Raw genomic sequence first — 19,275 nt, 5'->3', positions numbered from 1 at the left:
TCACTCTTGACTATACGATAACCGAATACCTTATTATCATAACATAGAAAAATATTGAATAAACGGAGCAGACTTCAAAGAACGATATTTTAGGTGGTATTTAAATGGGAAAGAATCATTCAAAGATGCAAACGACAGAGCCTCGTAAACTATTTATGCAATATTTAATTCCCTCTTTATTTGGCATGGTTTTAATGGCGATCAATATTTTAATCGATGGTCTATTCGTCAGCCATGGTGTTGGGGAAAAAGGGTTGGCAGGTGTAAATATTGCGGTTCCAATATACTCGGTCATTTTATCTGTTTCTTTATGGATTGGCATGGGGGGTGCCACACTATATTCTATTGCACTTGGTCAAAATAATCATGTCCGCGCAAAAAAGATATTTACACATTCAATCATTTTGGCGATTGCTACAACAGGATTAATTATTGCATTTTGTCTAATGTTTGAAAAACGACTTGCTTATGTATTTGGGGCAAACGATTCGATTATTACTTATGTTGACGATTATCTACACATTATCTTATTGTTTGGGCTTGTCTTTGTACTTGAAAATATTTTAAGTATTTTTATTCGAAATGATGGAAATCCTGCGCTCGCGATGACAGGATTAATTGTAACATCTGTTGTGAATATAATTTTAAATTATCTATTTATCTTTATTTTTCATTGGGGTGTTAAAGGAGCGGCTTACGCAACTGTTATTGGTACCTTCATTGGAATTCTTGCTTTACTTACCCACTTTTTAACGAGGAAAAAGCAATTAGGATACTCTCATACAAAACTCGATATATCCTTACTAGGTAACATCTTTTCGATTGGTTTTCCGAGTTTCATTGTGGAGGGCTCGGCCGCTGTGATGATGGTTGGATTCAATGTAACATTTAGTCATTTTGTTGGGGAAGTAGGATTGTAGCTTATGCTGTAGTAAACTATATGCATACAGTGTTTATTATGCTCTTTATTGGGATTGGCACAGCTCTTCAACCTATTACAAGTTACCATTATGGTGCAAATCTTTATTCGCGCATGAAACAGTTTATTCGAATGGCTATCATCACAGGGATAAGTCTGGGAGCAGCCGTATTTATGATTGGCTTGATAGGGAGAGGCTGGATTATTAGCTTATTTGGAATTGAAATTTCGGAAGTTGTTGATTATACAAAAATGGGGATCTCCTATTTTTTTGCAGGATATCTATTTTTAGGAATCAACATGGTCTTTGTAGAATATTATCAATCTATTGGAAAGATTCGTATTGCTACATGGATTACCTTATGTCGAAGCCTGTTTTTATTTATTCCCTTACTATGGGTATTACCTAATTTCTTTGGGCCTGATACCATTTGGTTAGTCTTTCCATTAGCTGAGGGATTTACAGTTCTATTTATTTATTTGGCCTTGAAATTTAAATGGATCGAGCTTATTCGGTCAGAAAAGCCTAAGATAATTACAAATCGGGTGACAGAACCTGCATTTAGTAAAGATAAAATGTGAAGGACCAAATTTGGGGGAGAATTTTCCGTTCAGTAGGGAGCTGGCCCGTAAATCTTAACAAAGAAAGAACGAAGAGTGGAATGGCATTCTTCGTTCTTTTTGTTTCAAGGAGTAGTTTTTTACTAGAGATAAAGTCACTAACTTACCTGGGAATATATGATTATGTAAAACGAGTAAGTTTCTTCTATTATCGGCAGTATCAAGTTTTTGCTATATATTAAAATTTTTAGAAAAAAACAGTTGAAAATTTTTAGAATATGCCATACAATAAATCAAAGTTATTAATTCCTATGAGTTTAATAGGTTTTGAGGGAAGGGGAGCTCATCTTGCAACAGACAAATCAAACTGATTTAGCGTTAATTTACGAGGAATTAGAGAGAAATCAGCAAGAAGTCATCAAATGGAGAAGATATATGCATCAATATCCTGAGTTATCTTTTCAGGAGACAGAAACAGCTAAGTTTATTGAGGAAAAGTTAATCAGTTTTGATTTAGCGGTCAAAACAAAAATTGGTGGGAATGGACTAATTGGTATACTTGAAGGGAAAAATCCTGGACCTACCATTGCTTTAAGAGCTGATTTCGATGCACTTCCTATTCAAGATGAAAAAGATGTACCGTATAAATCACAAAAGCCTGGTATTATGCATGCATGTGGCCATGATGGACATACGGCTGCTTTATTAGGAACAGCACAAGTGTTAAGTCAATTCCGAGAAAAGTTAAAAGGAAAAATCATTTTTATTTTCCAGCCTGCGGAAGAATTACCACCAGGTGGTGCGAAGTTTATGATTGAAGACAATGTGTTGGATGGAGTAGATTATGTATTTGGTGCACATTTAGCGTCTGACCTCCCATTAGGACAAGTGGCCGTGGGAGAAGGTTTTACCTCAGCCGCAGTTGATAAATTTGAGATTACGATCAAGGGAAAAGGTGGTCATGGAGCGAGGCCCCATGAAACAATTGATTCGATTGTAATTGGTAGTGAGGTTATTAATGCTTTACAAAAAATTGTCAGTCGACAAGTGAATCCACTACAATCAGCCGTTGTTACAGTTGGAGTTTTTCAAGCTGGAAATGCCTTTAATGTGATCGCAGAAAATGCGAAAATCGAAGGAACTGTCCGTACATTTGATGAGAAGATTAGAATGAAAGTCAAAGAGGATATCCATTCGATCGTGCAAGGAATCACAGCTGCATTCCGGGCGGAATATTCAATCGACTATTTACTAGGTTATCCTGCTTTATATAATCATGAGCGAGAAACTGAACTTGCAAGAACTCTTTTCAAAGAAGAATTTTCAGATGAATCTGTTATTCCATTAGAACCTTCGATGGGGGCAGAGGATTTTTCTTATTTCTTACAAGAAAAGCCGGGAACATATTTCAGAGTCGGTTCACGGAATGAAAAAGAACAAACTCATTACTCACATCATCATCCGAAATTTGATTTTGATGAACGAGCTTTATTAAATATCGAAAGATCATTTGTAAAAATTATTGCTCATTATCTATTTTAACACTGAAATATTGATGTGTGCGATATTTGTGTAAAGGTCTTGGAAATGAAAAAATATTGCGGTCGAACCTAGCGTCCGCAAATTTTAGTGGATTATTTTAACCGAATATTTTTAAAAATAAAACGATGATTTTAGATAAAGGAATGAAAAAAATGAAACAATCGAAATTGGTACTATTAATGATAATGATACTGTTCAGCTTGATTGTCGCTGCCTGTAGTTCAGGAAAGACATCAACAGAAAATAATAAAAACGATTCAACTGAAGAAAAGAGTGACAATGCAACCAAGGTTGTCGAAGATACACAGATTCCTGCAGAAGATCCATCAGCTTCTCCCCAATTAGCTGTTAATCGAGGAAATATGGTAGTTGTAGGCTTGCAAGAACCTGGAGGAGTCTTTACACCATATTTTAATTCAAGTGGATATGATGGGAATGTTCAATCAGTCATGTTTCCTCCTTTAGTCGATATCAATGAAGTAGGTGAACCAATTCCTGGACTTGCGGAGAGCTGGGATGTTTCAGAGGATGGATTAACATATACTTTTCATTTGCGAGATGATTTGAAATTTGATGATGGAACACCATTAACAACAGAGGATGTTGAATTCACTCTTACGTTATTGCATGATCCGAGTTATGGTGGTGGAACAGACATCACAGAAGCGAAAGTTGTTGGTGGGTTAGATTATAAAAATGGTGATGCAAAAAGTATTTCGGGTATTGAATTAATTAATGAACAAACAATTAAAATTACAACAGAAGAAGTGAATGCGCAGTCCTTACGTTTGTTAGGTGGTCAAATCCTTCAGAAAGAGTACTATGGAAAAGACTATAAAAAAGGAAATCTCGATTATTTAAATGCTCTGCATCTAAAACCAGTTGGGGCGGGACCATTCCGTTTTGTTGATTATTTGCCTGGACAAGAGATTCGCTATGAAGCCAATGAATATTTTTATGATGGGAAGCCTGAAGTAGATCAATTTATCTATAAAACAACTGAAGGAGATTCACAACAATTTTTCCAAACTGGTGAATTGGATTATAGTGCTCTAGCCGCAAACCAAGATAATTTTGAATTTTTGCAAGCTTTAGGGTTTGCCAATATTAATGTCTATACTTCTTCAGCTTATGGCTATGTCACATTCAATCATGAGAAAGAGATTTTCAAGGATCCTAAAGTACGACAAGCCTTTATATATGGTCTTGATCGTCAAACGATTATTGATACATATTATCAGGGCTATGCACAAGTAGCGAATGTTCCTGTTTCACCGACGTCATGGGCATATACAGATGAAGTTGGCAGTATGAACTATGATCCTGAAAAAGCAAAAGAATTACTAGAGGAAGCTGGTTGGACGGAAGGTGATAATGGCATTCGCGAAAAAGATGGTCAAAAACTTGTAGTCTATTATTTTACTTCTGCGGGTGGTTTAGGGGATACATTCATTCCGATTGCCAAGGAAAACTATAAGGAAATCGGCATTGATCTTCAAATAGAACAAATGGATTTTAATGCTTTACTTTCTCGTGTAGAGAAAGGAGATCATGATCTTGCTTCTTTCTCTACGACCATGTTGACCGATCCTTATAATGGAATTGAAAGTTTTCATACAAAAACCAATGATACGATTATTAAAGGTTACGGAAATGAGAAAATTGATGGTTTGATTGATGCAACTATTGCAACTAATGATCAAGATGAAAGAGCGGCAGCTTTTCATGAATTATATAAAGCGTTAGATGAAGATCCGCCGGTGATTTTAATGTCTTATACAAAAGTATTAAGTGGAACAAATGCACGAGTAGAAGGCTTTGAACCGAATGGATACCGCGGGATTGCCTCTAGCTTGAAAAATTTACAAGTAGTCGATGTACAACCATAATAATTTAATAAACTTATTGATTGAGTCCATTTCATCATTGCTTATGAATGATCAATACACGAACGTTATTGTGAAAGGAGATTGAATGGTTAGTCCATGTATTTCCTTAACTTAGTTGATTGGGGCGGAAGGCGGCGACACCTGGGGGATTAGCGTGATAGTGAGATCCCGTAGGAGCATAGCGACGAGGAAGCTCACCGCACGCCCCCCTGAAAGCGTCCATCTGAAGCGTAAATCAACGTTGTTCGGATTTGAATGCTAACATCTCTATTATGAAATTGATTTGAGCATTTAAATAACTTTTAAACAATGAATTGTCGTTTTAATTCAGGCGTATCCGAATCTAAAGCTCGGATACGCCCTGTTACATGAGAGAATACCCACGGGATGATGATTATTTCTTATGGAAATAGACACTGTTGCAAGTGGGTCTGGAAAGAATTAAGACTATCGGTAGGAGTCGCGGTATCAGGGCTTTAACTGTAGTTTAGCTAAACCTAATCGGCTTAGGAAAATAAAAACACTCTACGAAAGTTTGAATGTTTTTTGTGCAGCTTCCATTCTGTGGACAAATCTACGGAATGGTGTGTAGGCAATGAGGAATTGCAGACATGATGATTTGAGCTGAATCCGGCTTACATAATTGTTAAGAGATGGGGGGAGAGATAGCTTGAAAGGATATGTTTTAAAAAGATTTTTATATTTAATTCCAACCTTGATTGGGGCTTCATTGTTAATATTCTTTTTGTATTCATTAGTTCCAGGAAATTTTATTGATGCTGATCCGAATTTGACTGCTGAACGGAAAGCTGAGTTATATGCTCTTTATGGCTTTGATCAGCCAGTTTTGAAGCGTTATTTCATTTGGATGGGGAATCTCCTTCAAGGTGATCTTGGATATTCGTTACAATTTCAACGTCCAGTTGTCGAAGTACTAGGGAATTATCTTTGGAGTTCATTTTTTGTTGCTTTAGCTTCATTGATTTTGACATGGGGGATTGCTCTAGTAGTTGGTGTCGTTTCAGCTACTCGCCAATATTCTTTATTTGATTCATTGGCAACTGTGTTAGTGTTTGCAGGTATGGCAACTCCATCCTTTTTCCTTGGCTTAATCTTAATTAAATTTCTTGCAGTTGACCTAGGTTGGTTTCCAGCTGGGGGGATGATCACTACGGGAAGTAATTATACGGGCTGGGAATATGTGAAAGATGTTGGCCAGCATATGATTCTGCCTGTGTTAGTTCTAACGATGTTAGGAATCGGCGGATTAGCCCGTTATTTCCGAACCAATATGCTTGAAGTAATTCGTCAAGATTTTGTTCGAACAGCTAGAGCCAAGGGACTTAAGGAAAAAACAGTTGTTTATAAACATGCATTAAGAAATGCCCTTTTGCCGGCTATTACATTATTTGCCTTTGAGTTACCTGCATTGTTTAGTGGTGCCATTATTACGGAGCAAATATTTAATTGGCCAGGGATTGGAGCCATATATATGCAGGCCTTCACGGTTCGAGATTACCCATTATTAATGGGCTTTACAATGTTTATCGCCCTTTTAACGGTTATAAGTAATTTATTAGCAGATTTACTATACGGAGTAGCGGATCCTCGTGTTCGTTTAAAATAATTTTATTTGATCGCATGAAAAGCAAGTTCCGCCAATTGCTTTATGAACTAACTGAAACAAAAACCTCGTGTTAATAGTTAGTGAACTATGATATCTGTTAACTTAATAGAAGTTTGCTAGACAGAACCAACTGCAAGGATTAGGAAGAATGAGAAAAACGATGAGCTTTTTACTCCTTCTTGATGCTTGTGTATTACTTCGGAATGCTAAGGAGTTGAAACAGATGGAAAGTCCCTCAGTGACGACAATGAATCCAAAGATACAGTCAAAACAGCAAAAATCATCTCTATGGAGACAAGTGTTTCGTCGTTTATTAAAAAAGAAAATCGCCCTTTCAGGTTTAGGTTTTCTAATTTTTATATTTTTATTTTCCTTTATAGGTCCTTTTTTTTCACCTTATGGTATTTCTGGGGTGGATGCAACGAATATAAATCAACCTCCTAGTTCATCTCACTGGTTAGGGACAGATAAGCTAGGGCGGGATGTCTTAACAAGATTGATGCTAGCTGGAAGAATCTCATTAACAGTAGGACTCGGTGCTATGATTATGTCTCTTACCATTGGTGCTTTATTAGGTGTGCTAGCTGGATACTATAAAGGAATTATTGATCAAATTGTAATGAGAACAGCGGATATCCTTATGACATTACCTGGCTTGCCCCTTTTATTTATTATGGCGGCTGTAATGTCAGAGTGGAAGGTACCAGCAGAACAGCGACTTTATATTGTTATGCTGATGCTAAGTTTAGTTGGTTGGCCAGGACTTGCTAGATTGGTACGAAGCCAAATTCTAAGTTTACGCGAACGAGAATTTATTCAAGCGACAGATGCCTTAGGACTACGAGATCGTAGGAAACTACTGAATCATTTATTACCTAATACTGTTCCATTATTAATCGTAGCTGGGACACTGAATGTGGGGAGTGCAATTTTAAGTGAATCAGTCCTTAGTTACTTTGGGCTAGGTGTAGTCCCACCAACAGCATCTTGGGGGAATATGATCAATGCAGCCAATTCTCTAATTGATTTTCAAAAACGACCTTGGCTATGGATTCCACCTGGAGTGGCAATCTTCCTAACAGTGATTAGTATTAATTTACTCGGCGATGGCTTGCGCGATGCAATCGATCCAAACATGAAGAGGAGGTAATAGACATGGCAGAGGGGTCTATCTTGCAGGTGAATCACTTACTTACCCAGTTTCAAACAGAAGCTGGGAAGGTAAATGCTGTCAATGATGTGAGTTTTGAAATAAAAGAAGGACAAACTGTTTGCTTGGTTGGAGAGTCTGGGTGTGGAAAAAGTGCAACGGCGATGTCGATTATGGGGTTAATCGATCACACATCGGGTGCGAAATGTGAAGGAGAAATTATATTTGAAGGAAAAGATTTACTTAAAATGAAGATGTCTGACCTGCGGAGATTACGGGGGAATGATTTTGCTATGATTTTTCAAGAGCCAATGACTTCACTAAACCCTGTCTTAACGATCGGTGAGCAAATTATCGAGCCTCTAATGGAACATACCCTTATCTCAAAAAAGCAAGCAAAGCAAAAAGCGATAGAGTTGATTGAGTTAGTAGGTATTGGAAGAAGTCGCGAGATTTTTTCTTCCTATCCGCATCAGTTGAGTGGTGGAATGTTACAAAGAATTATGATCGCGATCGCTTTATGTTGTAATCCACGGTTACTAATTGCAGATGAACCAACAACAGCACTTGATGTTACGATTCAAGCGCAAATTTTAGAGTTGCTGCGAAAATTAAAAGAGGAACGACAAATGTCGATGTTGTTGATTACTCATGATCTAGGGGTTGTTGCAGAGGTAGCCGATTATGTGATTGTCATGTACGCAGGAAAAGTAATTGAACATGCTCCTGTAGTTGAATTATTTAAGAATCCTAAACATCCTTATACAAAAGGGTTGTTGGCAGCGAAGCCTGTTATTAATCAACGTAAAGAGACACTCTATACAATTCCTGGTCAAGTGCCAAACTTAATTGATTTGCAACCATCTTGTTATTTCAGTGATCGGTGTGAGCATTGTATGAGTATTTGTGTTGAGAAAAGTCCAGGAATGAAATCCATTAAGGATGATCATCAAGTGGCATGCTGGTTATATGAGGAAGAGGTGATTGTATGAAGGAGAGGACACCTTTAATTGAAGTGAATCAACTTAAAAAATATTTTGGTGATTCCTCTTCGATTTTCAAAAGAAATAAAACTGTCGTGAAGGCAGTTGACGGAGTTAGCTTTAAAATTGGAAAAGGTGAAACGTTTGGACTTGTAGGTGAATCAGGGAGTGGAAAAAGTACAATTGGTCGAAGTATTTTAAGACTTCATTCCATTACATCTGGGGAAGTGAAATATAATGGATATAGCCTCCATCATCTACCCAAACAAGAAATGAGGAATTTGCGGCCAAAGTTGCAATTTATCTTTCAAGATCCATTTAGTTCATTGAATCCGCGGCTTCGTATTGGAGATGCAATTGGGGAAGCTTTGCTTGATCATGGCTTATGCAGTAAAACGGAAGTAAAGAGTAAAGTGCTAGAGGTATTAGAGATTTGTGGTCTGGCTTCTTATCATTATGATCGCTTCCCCCATGAATTCAGTGGGGGACAGCGTCAACGTATTGGGATAGCAAGAGCCATTATTTTGGAACCAGACTTTATTGTCGCTGATGAACCTGTATCTGCATTAGATGTTTCCATTCAAGCGCAAATCATAAATTTATTTAAGGAATTACAAAAAGAGAAAGATATTACCTTCTTATTTATATCTCATGATTTAAGTGTTGTGGAGCATCTTTGTTCAAAAATCGGCGTGCTTTATCTTGGCTCGATGATGGAGTTGGCTAGTCGTGATCAACTTTATGGTAACCCGCTTCATCCTTATACAAAAGCTTTACTCTCGGCTGTACCGATCCCAGATCCTACGTTGAAACGTGAGCGAATCATATTGAAGGGGGATATCCCCAATCCTGCTAATCCACCTAAAGGTTGTAAATTTCATACAAGATGTCCTTTGGCACAAGATATCTGCCGTGTGGAAGTACCGGAATTTCGCGAAATTGAGGATCAGCATTATGTAGCTTGTCATTTAGTATAAGAAATAGAAAATTTGAAAGCAATAAAGAATTCATCTTGATTTATATTAATCAACTTTCTCTTAAAAAGGACGGAAGGGGAGCGCAATTAGCTCTTTTTCTGTCTCTTTAATGTTCTTAATAAGTTGGATTTTCATCTTAATAGAAGCTTTTGTCTATGTATCGTTACATCAAAAGAGGAGTTTTTTAATCTGCTAATTTTCCTATCTCTATATAAATGCAATATATAATTTACATTTATATGTTATATTCAGGTTAGGGGGCTGGCAGTAGTAAAGCTTGCCAGAATACAGAAGAATCAAAGGCAAACGCAGCTGGCCTCAAGTTGGAGTGATACGGCAAACTATTAGCTTAATTGAATAGGTAAATATAATCTCTAATCTTGAAGTTATGTTTAGAAATCTGTTATGCAGTGAATATGTCTTTAAATGAACTATTTTGGATTGAGCAGGAGGGGAGTCCAAATGAAAAGGATGAACGTTTGCAACTGCAAAATTTTAAAAATATACGAATCGCATTTTTGTTGCAAACTCTGGGAATTGTGGCAATACTCGTATACGAAGGAATTGACAAAGGGGTAAGAGCAGTTGTAGTTAATCCCTTATTTATCGTATTAATGTTGACAATGGCAGTCCTACTATGGCTAAACATAAAAATCACCATTGATGTCTATGATGATTCGGAAAAACCTAGAAAGTTTAGTCCTTATAATCAAATTGTTTTGATCTCTGTCGTGATCGCAATTATATTCGCACTTGTGGCAAAATTCGCTTTAAATATGATAGTATTCAATGAAATTTTCCTTATAGGTTTTATTGTTTTTATTTGTTTTCTTATTCCTGGTTCCTATATTTATTATGTACGAAAAAAGCGGGTAAACAGAAAATAATTTAGAACAGTCGATTAATGTGAATACGGCAAATGGAATATGCGCCTTTTCTGCGGGAGGCTAACGAACTTCAGGGTTAAGAGGAAGCTAGTTGTCGCGCATATTCCAATTTGCTCATGATGGCTAATCCTTGTTATTTTGTCCAAAAGCCAAAAGGATGTGCGAAACATAATGAGTAAAACATATTCAACATTTGATTACAGGGGAAGTGAAGCTAATCGGCTTTCAAATCCTTAGCCTCTAGGTTTTATAGGGCTAGTTCGATTTTTACTTTTTTATAAGATTTCTCATTCTGAAGAGGTTCTTCATGAATCATACAATTTTTAGATAATAATTGCTTAAGCTTCAGCCAAACATCCTCTTTAATATGTAGATCCTTAATTCCTTTGTCCGTAAGTTGATAATCGCGTCCTTCGACTAGTTGAAATTTTAATTTTAACAATGTTTGCAACCCTTTAATCGTAATAAATTTCACTTGATAGCCATCCTCAATGATGGAGGTTAACGCCTCTTGATCTTGATCCGCCAATTTTAAGAGCTGATTAAAATCGAAATGTTCATTTATATGAACCCAAGGGGTAACATCCTTTTTTTCAATTTGACTTAGTATATCTGAATTAGATATCCCCTGGCTTCTAAGTGTCTCAATCATGTATGCAATGGGAAGTGATATAGGATGATTTTCCATGCAAGCCCTCCTTAACCTCTTATTCATACTATTATTATCCTACAATTATAAGTATAATGCTAGTTTTCCAATCGTACTCCAAATCCTAATTATGTTACAAAAATAAAATCTTTATAGAAGGTGTAGCTATCGGAAAAGGAGGGTGGAGCAAAATTCGTTTGGCTGGTTGATTATGCAATAATTTGGCTTAATCGTGAAAGGAATTCACATGAGTTTAAGCTTACTAATGTAATGTGATTTAATGTAAAAATACCTTTTATGCAAGCAAGGTTCGAAGGCAACGGAATGAGAAAAGACATGATATTAGAGGAAAAAGGAGATTGAGAGGGTAGCGTTTTATCCAATCCTAACGATACCTTCCCAATTTTTGACACTGAAAAGTTGTTTTCAATTGCATGGCTCTATACATAAGCCGAGCATGACGACCATCTTGAGATCTGCGCGTCATTTTGGGGCGAAGACAATTCATGAATTGTTCATCACAGATACAAGGATGAATTCCCCTATTAAGACAACGATCATGTCTCATACAGCAAGCATCCACATCATTGATAGGAGAACCTGGTCCACTACAACCTGGCCCACACCATTTATAGCCAGGAAAAAGGCAGCCTAAATGATTTCTTTTTCCAGCCAACCCATCACCTCCATATTCTACAATATGAAAATACCTTCTAGATTGAATGAGCTAACATCTTAAAAACACGAATATGAGGAATCATTTAGCAAACTAGCCCTCCTTGCTTTTTATAGCTGGATTTGGTGAGAAATTGCCTTATTCTCGACACTTCTGCTAGTTAATTCATCGGATTGAACCTTTCACTCAAACGATGTTGCTATTTTTAAACCGATGATCGAATCTGCAATCTGATCTAATTGATAAACAACTTTTTCTTTTTGCCAGACAATCTGCTGGTCATTCCCTGTAGCATCCAAATGGACAAAACCATGTTCTTCTGGGATAGGTAAAGAGTGATTTTCAAGAAATTTGACGGTATTGCGGGCAAGTTTTTCACCTGAGTCTGCTTCATCTGTATATGTGTGTGTCGTCAATGCCCAGCGGCCTTCATTCCAACCAGTCCATAGGCTACCTGCCCCTGCATCTTGATAGCCAGTCATTTCATAACCAAGATCCACTTTATTACCGCCATTTTCTTTAAAGTCTTCATAGGCAATTTCCTCGTCTGCCTGTTCCTGGGTGCTATACTCTTGTACCGTTAAGCTTGCGATCTTCCTGGCAGCTTCACTGTCATTTAACTGCTTATTATTGATTGGTATAGGATCTTGACTAGCAAAAAAGGTAACAGTATAGCGATCATCTTCTGATGTTGTTGCGGCTGTTAAATGTTCCCCCTCGTCTAAAGGGATACTATCAGGAAGAACAATTGTTAGCTTTGTATCAATTTGTTTTTTTATTTCCGCCAATACTTCTTCCTCTGTTAGTTCCCCATTATCTTGCATCTCCGTTTGTGATGAATTTTCCTTTGCTTTGGGTTCGGAATCTGGCTTTTCCTCACTCTGTTTTGGGGAGTCTATCTCCGTTTCAGTGTGCAAAGTATCATCAGGTGAAGCTTGTCCTTCAGTTGTACATCCACTAATTAGAAAAATAAAACCTAGGAATGTGATAATTTGTGTAGTAATTTTTATCATCTTAACCACCCTTATTTTGAGGATTATATAATTTTTATACCTCTAAGAATTGTTGAGCAAACGTAAAGTTAGATTAGATTGATTGACAAAACCTTTATTTCTTTTTAAAATGATAATCCACAAGATGTAAAAAGATTAATTCACTTTTACTTTGTTCAATAAATAGCCTTATATTGGTACTGAATTTGTAACATAACGGATGCTCCATTATGAAAAACTGTAGTATGATAGAAATATAGAATGCTCAATTATTCACTATGTGGAGAAAAAGGAATTACCATCCGCATAAGCCTATGGAAATGTTAAGCAGATGAAAAGTCCTTTTAGTGTCTTTGTATTCTTGAGGAGATTCTAAAATTTCACTTTTAAAACTAGCTTAATATCATATCCAGTTCAAAGTAAAAAATTTTGTCAAAGTTTGTTCACAAATTCACGAACTAAAAAGTGTGCAGATAGATGAATAAAATTTTTTGTCAAAGTTTGTTCACTTTTTCACTAAAGGAGGAAAATGGAATGGAAGAGGTTATTCTCGCAAGGATTCAATTTGCTTCAACGACATTGTTTCATTTTATCTTTGTCCCATTGTCCATTGGTCTAGTATTTATTATTGCGATCATGCAGACAATGTATGTGATTAAGAAAAATGATATTTATTTAAAAATGACGAAGTTTTGGAGTATCTTTTTCCTGATTAACTTTGCAGTAGGAGTCGTGACAGGGATTATCCAGGAATTCCAATTTGGGATGAACTGGTCAAGTTATTCACGGTTCGTTGGGGATGTATTTGGTGCACCTCTTGCGGTAGAGGCTTTAGCCGCCTTTTTCTTAGAATCAACGTTTATCGGTTTATGGATATTCGGCTGGAATAAGTTACCGAAAAAATTACATCTTGCCTGTATTTGGCTTGTGTCAATTGGCACGATTATGTCAGCCTTTTGGATTTTAGCGGCGAATTCCTTTATGCATAATCCTGTTGGTTATACAATTCAAAATGGCCGCGCTGAAATGACCGACTTTCTGGCTGTGTTAACCAATCCTAAACTTTGGGTTGCTTTTCCACATACTATTTTTGGAAGCTTTGCAACAGGTGCCTTTTTTATTGCAGGTGTCAGTGCATGGTATTTAATTAAGAAAAAAGATATAGAAATCTTTAAACGTTCTATTGCAATATCTCTTGTAATTGGAATGGTTGCTGGTTTAGGGTTAGCATTTTCTGGCCATGCACAAGCTACTTATTTAATGCATGCTCAACCAATGAAAATGGCCGCTGCAGAGGGGCTTTGGGAAGATAGTGGTGACCCAGCAGCATGGACATTATTTGCCAATATTGATACTGAAAATCAGAAGAGTACGCATCGGATCGAAATTCCTTATTTGTTAAGTTATTTGGCGTACAGTGAGTTTAGTGGAAAAGTAGAGGGAATGAATACTTTACAGGAAAAGATGGTTGAGAAACATGGGGAAGGCATCTATGTTCCACCGGTAAAAGCGACATTTTGGAGCTTCAGAATTATGGCTGGAACAGGCGGAATCCTTATTTTGCTTAGCGCTGTTGGGTTATTCCTGTTATGGAGAAAGAAACTAGTCAGCAGTATTCCGTATTTGAAATGGTTAATTCCGGCAATCTTTTTGCCATTCATCGGGAATTCCTTTGGTTGGATTATGTCTGAAATTGGCCGCCAGCCTTGGGTCGTATATGGGCTAATGAAAACAATGGATGCTGTCTCACCTAATGTAAGTGCAGGTCAAATTCTCTTTTCATTAATAGCATTTTCAGTTATTTATGCATGTTTAGCGATTGTGATGGTTTATCTATTTATCCGTGTGATCAAGCAAGGGCCACATGCAAAGCCTAAAGAGGATGTATCAGCATCAGATCCTTTTGATCTTGGAGGTGTTCAACATGCAGCTAAGTGAGTTATGGTTTGTCCTTGTGGCTGTTCTATTTGTCGGCTTTCTATTCTTGGAAGGTTTTGATTTTGGAATTGGTATGAGTACCAAGTTTCTTGCAAAAAATGAACAAGAGAAACAAATGCTGATTAAAAGTATTGGACCGTTTTGGGATGCTAATGAAGTATGGTTGATCACAGCGGGTGGGGCGATGTTCGCCGCCTTCCCGCATTGGTATGCAACATTATTCAGTGGCTATTACCTTCCGTTTGTAGTTTTGTTATTAGCTTTAATTGTACGGGGAGTTAGTTTTGAGTTTAGAGAAAAAGTGCAATCAAAACTGTGGGTGAGTGTCTGGGATTGGTCGATCTTTATTGGAAGTATCCTGCCACCATTTTTATTGGGTGTTATGTTCTCTAGTCTGATTAAAGGCTTGCCGATTGATGAGGAAATGAATATGTATGCAGGATTCACAGATATTATCAATCCTTATACTCTCGTTGGAGGACTTGCTTTTGTTTTACTATCCTATTTACATGGTTTAATGTTTGCCTCTTTAAAAATTACTGGATCATTACGGGAAAAGTCGAAACAAATGGCGTTGAAGATCTATTTTGTGACAGGACTTGTCGTTGTTATATTTGTGATTTTGACAGGCGTCTATACACAAGCTTTCGTGGAAAAAGGTTGGATACTTTATCCACTATATGGGTTAACAGTGATTTTATATCTAGCTCTATATCCATTGTTACGTAATAAAAAAGAAGGATTTAGTTTTACTGTAACGGGGCTCATTATGGTCCTTGTCACTTCTTCCTTTTTTATCGCCTTATTTCCAAATGTTCTTATTAGCTCAACTGATCTTGCCAATAATCTAACGGTTTATAATGCTTCATCTGGTCAATACTCTTTAAAAATAATGACATTCGTTGCGGCCACGATGATTCCCATTGTTTTAGGTTATACGATCTGGAGCTATTATATTTTTCGCAAAAGAGTCTCTCATAAGGAGCTTTTAGAAGACTAATGGATAAACATCTTCTTCACTATAAAGGAAGCAAACGTCTTATCTTCATAATTGGCGTCTTAACGGTTATACAGACGATTATTTTAATCGTGCAGGCTCATTATTTAGCGTCTGCCATTGTAAAAATGTATGAGGGGACTGCTTGGAATGCAGTCCTCCCCTTATTGGGGATATTTATTGGCGCATTTGTTTTACGCCATTTTCTTCAATGGGTGAAAGAGAAGTGGACATATCGATTTGCCGAGGACACGGCGAATGATTATCAAAAGGCGTTAGTGAAAAAGTTATTTGCACTAGGACCGAGGATGATAGGGAAAGAGGGAACTGGTCATTTAGTGACATTGGTTATGGAAGGAATTCCTCAATTTCGCACCTATTTACGGCTGTTTATTCCTAGAACGATTGCTATGGTCTGTGTGCCGATTATTTTATTAATTTATGTAGTGACCATTGATCTTCCCTCGGCGATAATATTGGCCGTTGTGATGCCGATTATGATTATCTTTTTAATTTTGTTAGGGTTGGCTGCACAAAAGCAAATGGATGCGCAATGGGAAACATATCAACTGCTATCTCGTCATTTTGTTGATTCATTACGCGGCCTTGTTACCTTAAAATATTTAGGGAAAAGTAAATCCCATCAAAAGTCAATTGAAACCGTAAGTAATAAATATAGAATTGCGACAAACCGGACATTAAGAGTTGCTTTTTTATCTACTTTTTCTTTGGATTTCTTCGCAAGTCTTTCCGTTGCCATTGTGGCAGTGGAGCTTGGCTTAAGATTAATTAACGGCCATATATTACTTGCGCCTGCACTTCTTATTCTCATTCTAGCACCTGAATACTTTTTGCCAGTCCGTGAGTTAGGAAATGATTATCATGCGACAATGGATGGAAAAGAAGCTGGAGATCAAATTCATCAAATTTTGGCAATGAAGACAGTGACAGATTATCAAGATAAAACTATGGTTCCTGTTTGGACGAAAGATAGTATTTTGCGTATAAAGGACGTAAAAATAGAATCTGAGGAAGGAATTTCTCGTCTGCAAGATATATCAATTGAAGTGAAGGGTCTAAAAAAAATTGGAGTTGTCGGGGCCTCTGGTTCTGGAAAGTCTACCTTTATTGACTTATTAGCTGGATTTTTAGATCCGGGCGATGGCGAGGTTCTATATAATGAACAAAAGTTACCTCATTTTTCATTAAGTGGCTGGCAGCAACAGTTAACCTATATTCCACAACATCCGCATATTTTTTCCGGTACGATCGCAGAAAATATTCGTTTATATGCGCCTGATGCTTCCCTGGAGAAGGTCAAAAAGGCTGCTGATCAAGTGGGTTTAACGGAACTAATTTCTCGATTCCCAAATGGTTTGGAAGAAAAAATCGGCCAAGGAGGCCGAAGTTTAAGTGGCGGGGAAGAGCAACGTGTTGCTTTAGCAAGAGGGCTACTGCAGAATCGCCCGATAATGCTATTCGATGAGCCAACAGCACATTTGGATGTTGAGACAGAATATGAGTTGAAGCAAGCAATGCTACCATTAATGGAAGAAAAATTAGTCTTTTTTGCTACCCATCGCTTGCATTGGATGCAAGATATGGATTGGATTTTCGTCATGGAGAATGGAAAGCTTGTGGAAAGTGGGAGTTATGAGGAGTTAATGCAAAGAGAAGGAGCTTTTTCTACATTACGCCAAGCAAGGAAAGGGGGAGAGGATCGTTGAATCTATATCAAACTTATATACAGCCTTATTTAAAGCAATATAAAGCCGTGATGATCACAACGATTTTGTTAGCCCTACTAACGGTCCTCTCATCTTCCTTACTTACTTTTACATCGGGATATTTAATTACGCGTGCCTCTGAAAGGCCTGAAACGATTTTGCTTCTTTATATTCCGATAGTCGCTGTTCGTACATTTGGCCTTTCGAGAGCAGTAACGAGATATATTGAACGTTTGGTCGGGCATCATGCTGTATTGAAAATATTAGGGGATATGCGAGTTCAATTATACAAAATGATAGAACCGCAAGCTTTATTTATTCGTTCGCGTTTTCAAACAGGTGATTTATTGGGGACATTGGCGGATGATATAGAACATTTACAAGATGTCTATATTCGCACCATTTTCCCAACAGTGTCAGCGATTTTCTTATTTGCATTTTCAATTGTTTCTTTATCCTTATTTGACTGGAAGTTTGCTTTCATAATGGCAATTTTACTCAGTATTGTTTTAATTGTTTATCCCTTATGCTCTTTGTTTATTTTAAAGAAAAAACAAGTCAGTTTGAAAAAAAGCCGTCAACAAACTTATCAGTCTATAACAGATGCTTTTTTTGGCATGCATGACTGGATGATTAGTGGCAGAAAGAATGCCTTTATAACAGGCTTTTTAAAAAAGACAGGGCAAGGAAATAAAATTGAAAAATCAATTGTATATTGGCAACAAGCTCGTACTTTTCAATTACAATGTTTCACAGGGATAATCTTGTTACTCGTAGGGATCTGGGCTGGCATTGCCGCGGGGAATGGACAAATTGCCCCAACTTATATTGCCGCATTTACTTTAGTCGTCTTTCCGATTATGGAGGGTTTGATTCCCGTCTCAGAGGCAGTGGAAAACATTCCAACATACCGGGAATCTTTGCAACGGATAGAAGATGTGCATCAGTTTTCTCAAGAGAAAGCTGAAGGGAACTCACTTGAGTTTGCTGATCAGGCTCCAGAAATTCTTTTGCAGAATGTAGATTTTCGTTATCCGAATGAGGAATCAGATGCTGTAAAAAATATTAATCTTTCGATACAATATGGACAAAAAATTGCGATATTAGGAAAAAGTGGTGCGGGAAAATCAACTTTATCACAATTATTATTAGGGGTAGTCACACCGCAAACAGGAAAAATTGAAGTGGGCGGCCATTCACCTGAAAAATACGGGGATGAAATTTATCAAGGAATCGGCTATTTGAATCAGAAGCCCTATTTATTTGCTACAACGGTAGCAAATAATATTCGGTTGGGAAATTATGATGTGACACAAGAGGAATTAGAAGCTGTGATCCAACAGGTTAAGTTAGATGAGTATATACACTCACTTCCAAAGGGATTGGATACACAAATGGAAGAAACAGGACAACGTTTTTCAGGTGGGGAGCGACAAAGAATTGCATTAGCACGTATTCTATTGAAGAAAACGCCGATTGTCATTTTAGATGAGCCAACGATCGGGCTTGATCCACTCACAGAAAAAGCTCTGCTAAACACCATGTTTGAGACATTGAAAGATAAAACGATGATTATGATTACTCATCATCTAACCGGACTGGAAAAAATGGACCAAATCATCTTTTTAGATGATGGCAAAATCACTATGCACGGAACACATACCCAATTAATGAAACAAAACGAACGCTATCGACAACTATATGCAATGGATCAAGGTATTCAGAAAGATTAACTTTCGCTGAATAGAGGGGGGCAGGCCG

General features: G+C 37.3%; 15 protein-coding genes. 13 read left to right on the top strand and 2 right to left on the bottom strand.

The window, feature by feature from the left end; genetic code table 11:
• The first annotated feature begins 104 nt into the window (after positions 1-104).
• The 9 genes from J2Z23_RS22425 (at position 105) to J2Z23_RS17105 (ending at position 10,535) form a co-directional block, all read left to right on the top strand.
• Positions 105-920 carry an MATE family efflux transporter gene (locus J2Z23_RS22425; RefSeq protein ID WP_238482833.1) on the top strand — a complete coding sequence of 272 codons (816 nt, stop codon included), beginning with the start codon at positions 105-107 and terminating at the stop codon, positions 918-920.
• Positions 921-940: 20 nt separating this feature from the next.
• On the top strand, positions 941-1,501 hold the full coding sequence (locus J2Z23_RS22420; RefSeq protein ID WP_238482832.1) for an MATE family efflux transporter: 561 nt from the start codon (positions 941-943) through the stop codon (positions 1,499-1,501).
• 327 nt (positions 1,502-1,828) lie between these two features.
• The gene (locus J2Z23_RS17135; RefSeq protein WP_238482831.1) at positions 1,829-3,022 is read left to right on the top strand and encodes a M20 metallopeptidase family protein; all 1,194 of its coding nucleotides are present in this window, start codon (positions 1,829-1,831) and stop codon (positions 3,020-3,022) included.
• A gap of 152 nt (positions 3,023-3,174) precedes the next feature.
• Complete coding sequence (locus J2Z23_RS17130; protein WP_209974664.1) at positions 3,175-4,911, top strand: ABC transporter substrate-binding protein; 1,737 nt, start codon at positions 3,175-3,177, stop codon at positions 4,909-4,911.
• 670 nt (positions 4,912-5,581) lie between these two features.
• Complete coding sequence (locus tag J2Z23_RS17125; protein ID WP_057987916.1) at positions 5,582-6,538, top strand: ABC transporter permease; 957 nt, start codon at positions 5,582-5,584, stop codon at positions 6,536-6,538.
• A gap of 223 nt (positions 6,539-6,761) precedes the next feature.
• Positions 6,762-7,688, top strand: a complete 927-nt coding sequence (gene opp4C / locus J2Z23_RS17120; RefSeq protein ID WP_057987940.1) for an oligopeptide ABC transporter permease — start codon at positions 6,762-6,764, stop codon at positions 7,686-7,688.
• Between the two features lie 5 nt (positions 7,689-7,693).
• Positions 7,694-8,680: an ABC transporter ATP-binding protein gene (locus J2Z23_RS17115; protein ID WP_209974662.1), complete on the top strand. Its 987-nt coding sequence runs from the start codon at positions 7,694-7,696 to the stop codon at positions 8,678-8,680.
• On the top strand, positions 8,677-9,648 hold the full coding sequence (locus tag J2Z23_RS17110) for an ABC transporter ATP-binding protein (protein WP_057987919.1): 972 nt from the start codon (positions 8,677-8,679) through the stop codon (positions 9,646-9,648). Before J2Z23_RS17115 ends, J2Z23_RS17110 begins: the two co-directional genes overlap by 4 nt.
• Positions 9,649-10,064: 416 nt before the next feature.
• Complete coding sequence (locus tag J2Z23_RS17105; RefSeq protein ID WP_057995198.1) at positions 10,065-10,535, top strand: hypothetical protein; 471 nt, start codon at positions 10,065-10,067, stop codon at positions 10,533-10,535.
• A gap of 247 nt (positions 10,536-10,782) precedes the next feature.
• Here the strand turns inward: J2Z23_RS17105 and J2Z23_RS17100 are convergent, their stop codons facing one another.
• Both J2Z23_RS17100 and J2Z23_RS17095 read right to left on the bottom strand, forming a co-directional pair.
• Entirely contained in the window at positions 10,783-11,223 is a 441-nt protein-coding gene (locus J2Z23_RS17100) for a hypothetical protein (RefSeq protein ID WP_057987923.1), read from the bottom strand.
• 819 nt (positions 11,224-12,042) lie between these two features.
• Complete coding sequence (locus tag J2Z23_RS17095) at positions 12,043-12,873, bottom strand: hypothetical protein (protein ID WP_064468028.1); 831 nt, start codon at positions 12,871-12,873, stop codon at positions 12,043-12,045.
• 513 nt (positions 12,874-13,386) lie between these two features.
• Between J2Z23_RS17095 and J2Z23_RS17090 the strand changes: the two genes are divergently transcribed.
• The 4 genes from J2Z23_RS17090 to cydC are packed head-to-tail and all read left to right on the top strand — an operon-like array spanning position 13,387 to position 19,247.
• Positions 13,387-14,790 (top strand): cytochrome ubiquinol oxidase subunit I, encoded by a 1,404-nt coding sequence (locus J2Z23_RS17090; protein ID WP_209974660.1) that lies wholly within the window; start codon positions 13,387-13,389, stop codon positions 14,788-14,790.
• Entirely contained in the window at positions 14,777-15,790 is a 1,014-nt protein-coding gene (gene cydB, locus J2Z23_RS17085) for a cytochrome d ubiquinol oxidase subunit II (RefSeq protein WP_057987932.1), read from the top strand. Before J2Z23_RS17090 ends, cydB begins: the two co-directional genes overlap by 14 nt.
• Entirely contained in the window at positions 15,790-17,514 is a 1,725-nt protein-coding gene (gene cydD, locus J2Z23_RS17080; RefSeq protein ID WP_057987934.1) for a thiol reductant ABC exporter subunit CydD, read from the top strand. The genes cydB and cydD overlap by 1 nt, the downstream gene beginning before the upstream one ends.
• A complete protein-coding gene (gene cydC / locus J2Z23_RS17075) occupies positions 17,511-19,247 on the top strand; it encodes a thiol reductant ABC exporter subunit CydC (RefSeq protein ID WP_082881290.1) in 1,737 nt (578 codons plus the stop codon). Before cydD ends, cydC begins: the two co-directional genes overlap by 4 nt.
• Positions 19,248-19,275 lie beyond the last annotated feature (28 nt).

The organism is Lederbergia galactosidilytica, from assembly GCF_017873565.1.
In the GTDB taxonomy this organism is placed as follows: domain Bacteria; phylum Bacillota; class Bacilli; order Bacillales; family Bacillaceae_C; genus Lederbergia; species Lederbergia galactosidilytica.
Note: the sequence above shows the minus strand (reverse complement) of the source record. Positions and strands in the feature narration are given on the sequence as shown.

Bases quoted from the DNA above. Each gene is read 5' to 3' on its own strand.
- J2Z23_RS17115 (WP_209974662.1), top strand. From the start codon at position 7,694: ATGGCAGAGGGGTCTATCTTGCAGGTGAATCACTTACTTACCCAGTTT.
- J2Z23_RS17130 (WP_209974664.1), top strand. From the start codon at position 3,175: ATGAAACAATCGAAATTGGTACTATTAATGATAATGATACTGTTCAGC.
- J2Z23_RS22420 (WP_238482832.1), top strand. From the start codon at position 941: ATGCATACAGTGTTTATTATGCTCTTTATTGGGATTGGCACAGCTCTT.
- cydD (WP_057987934.1), top strand. From the start codon at position 15,790: ATGGATAAACATCTTCTTCACTATAAAGGAAGCAAACGTCTTATCTTC.
- J2Z23_RS22425 (WP_238482833.1), top strand. From the start codon at position 105: ATGGGAAAGAATCATTCAAAGATGCAAACGACAGAGCCTCGTAAACTA.
- opp4C (WP_057987940.1), top strand. From the start codon at position 6,762: ATGGAAAGTCCCTCAGTGACGACAATGAATCCAAAGATACAGTCAAAA.
- J2Z23_RS17100 (WP_057987923.1), bottom strand. From the start codon at position 11,223: ATGGAAAATCATCCTATATCACTTCCCATTGCATACATGATTGAGACA.
- cydB (WP_057987932.1), top strand. From the start codon at position 14,777: ATGCAGCTAAGTGAGTTATGGTTTGTCCTTGTGGCTGTTCTATTTGTC.
- J2Z23_RS17090 (WP_209974660.1), top strand. From the start codon at position 13,387: ATGGAAGAGGTTATTCTCGCAAGGATTCAATTTGCTTCAACGACATTG.
- J2Z23_RS17105 (WP_057995198.1), top strand. From the start codon at position 10,065: ATGTCTTTAAATGAACTATTTTGGATTGAGCAGGAGGGGAGTCCAAAT.
- J2Z23_RS17095 (WP_064468028.1), bottom strand. From the start codon at position 12,873: ATGATAAAAATTACTACACAAATTATCACATTCCTAGGTTTTATTTTT.
- J2Z23_RS17110 (WP_057987919.1), top strand. From the start codon at position 8,677: ATGAAGGAGAGGACACCTTTAATTGAAGTGAATCAACTTAAAAAATAT.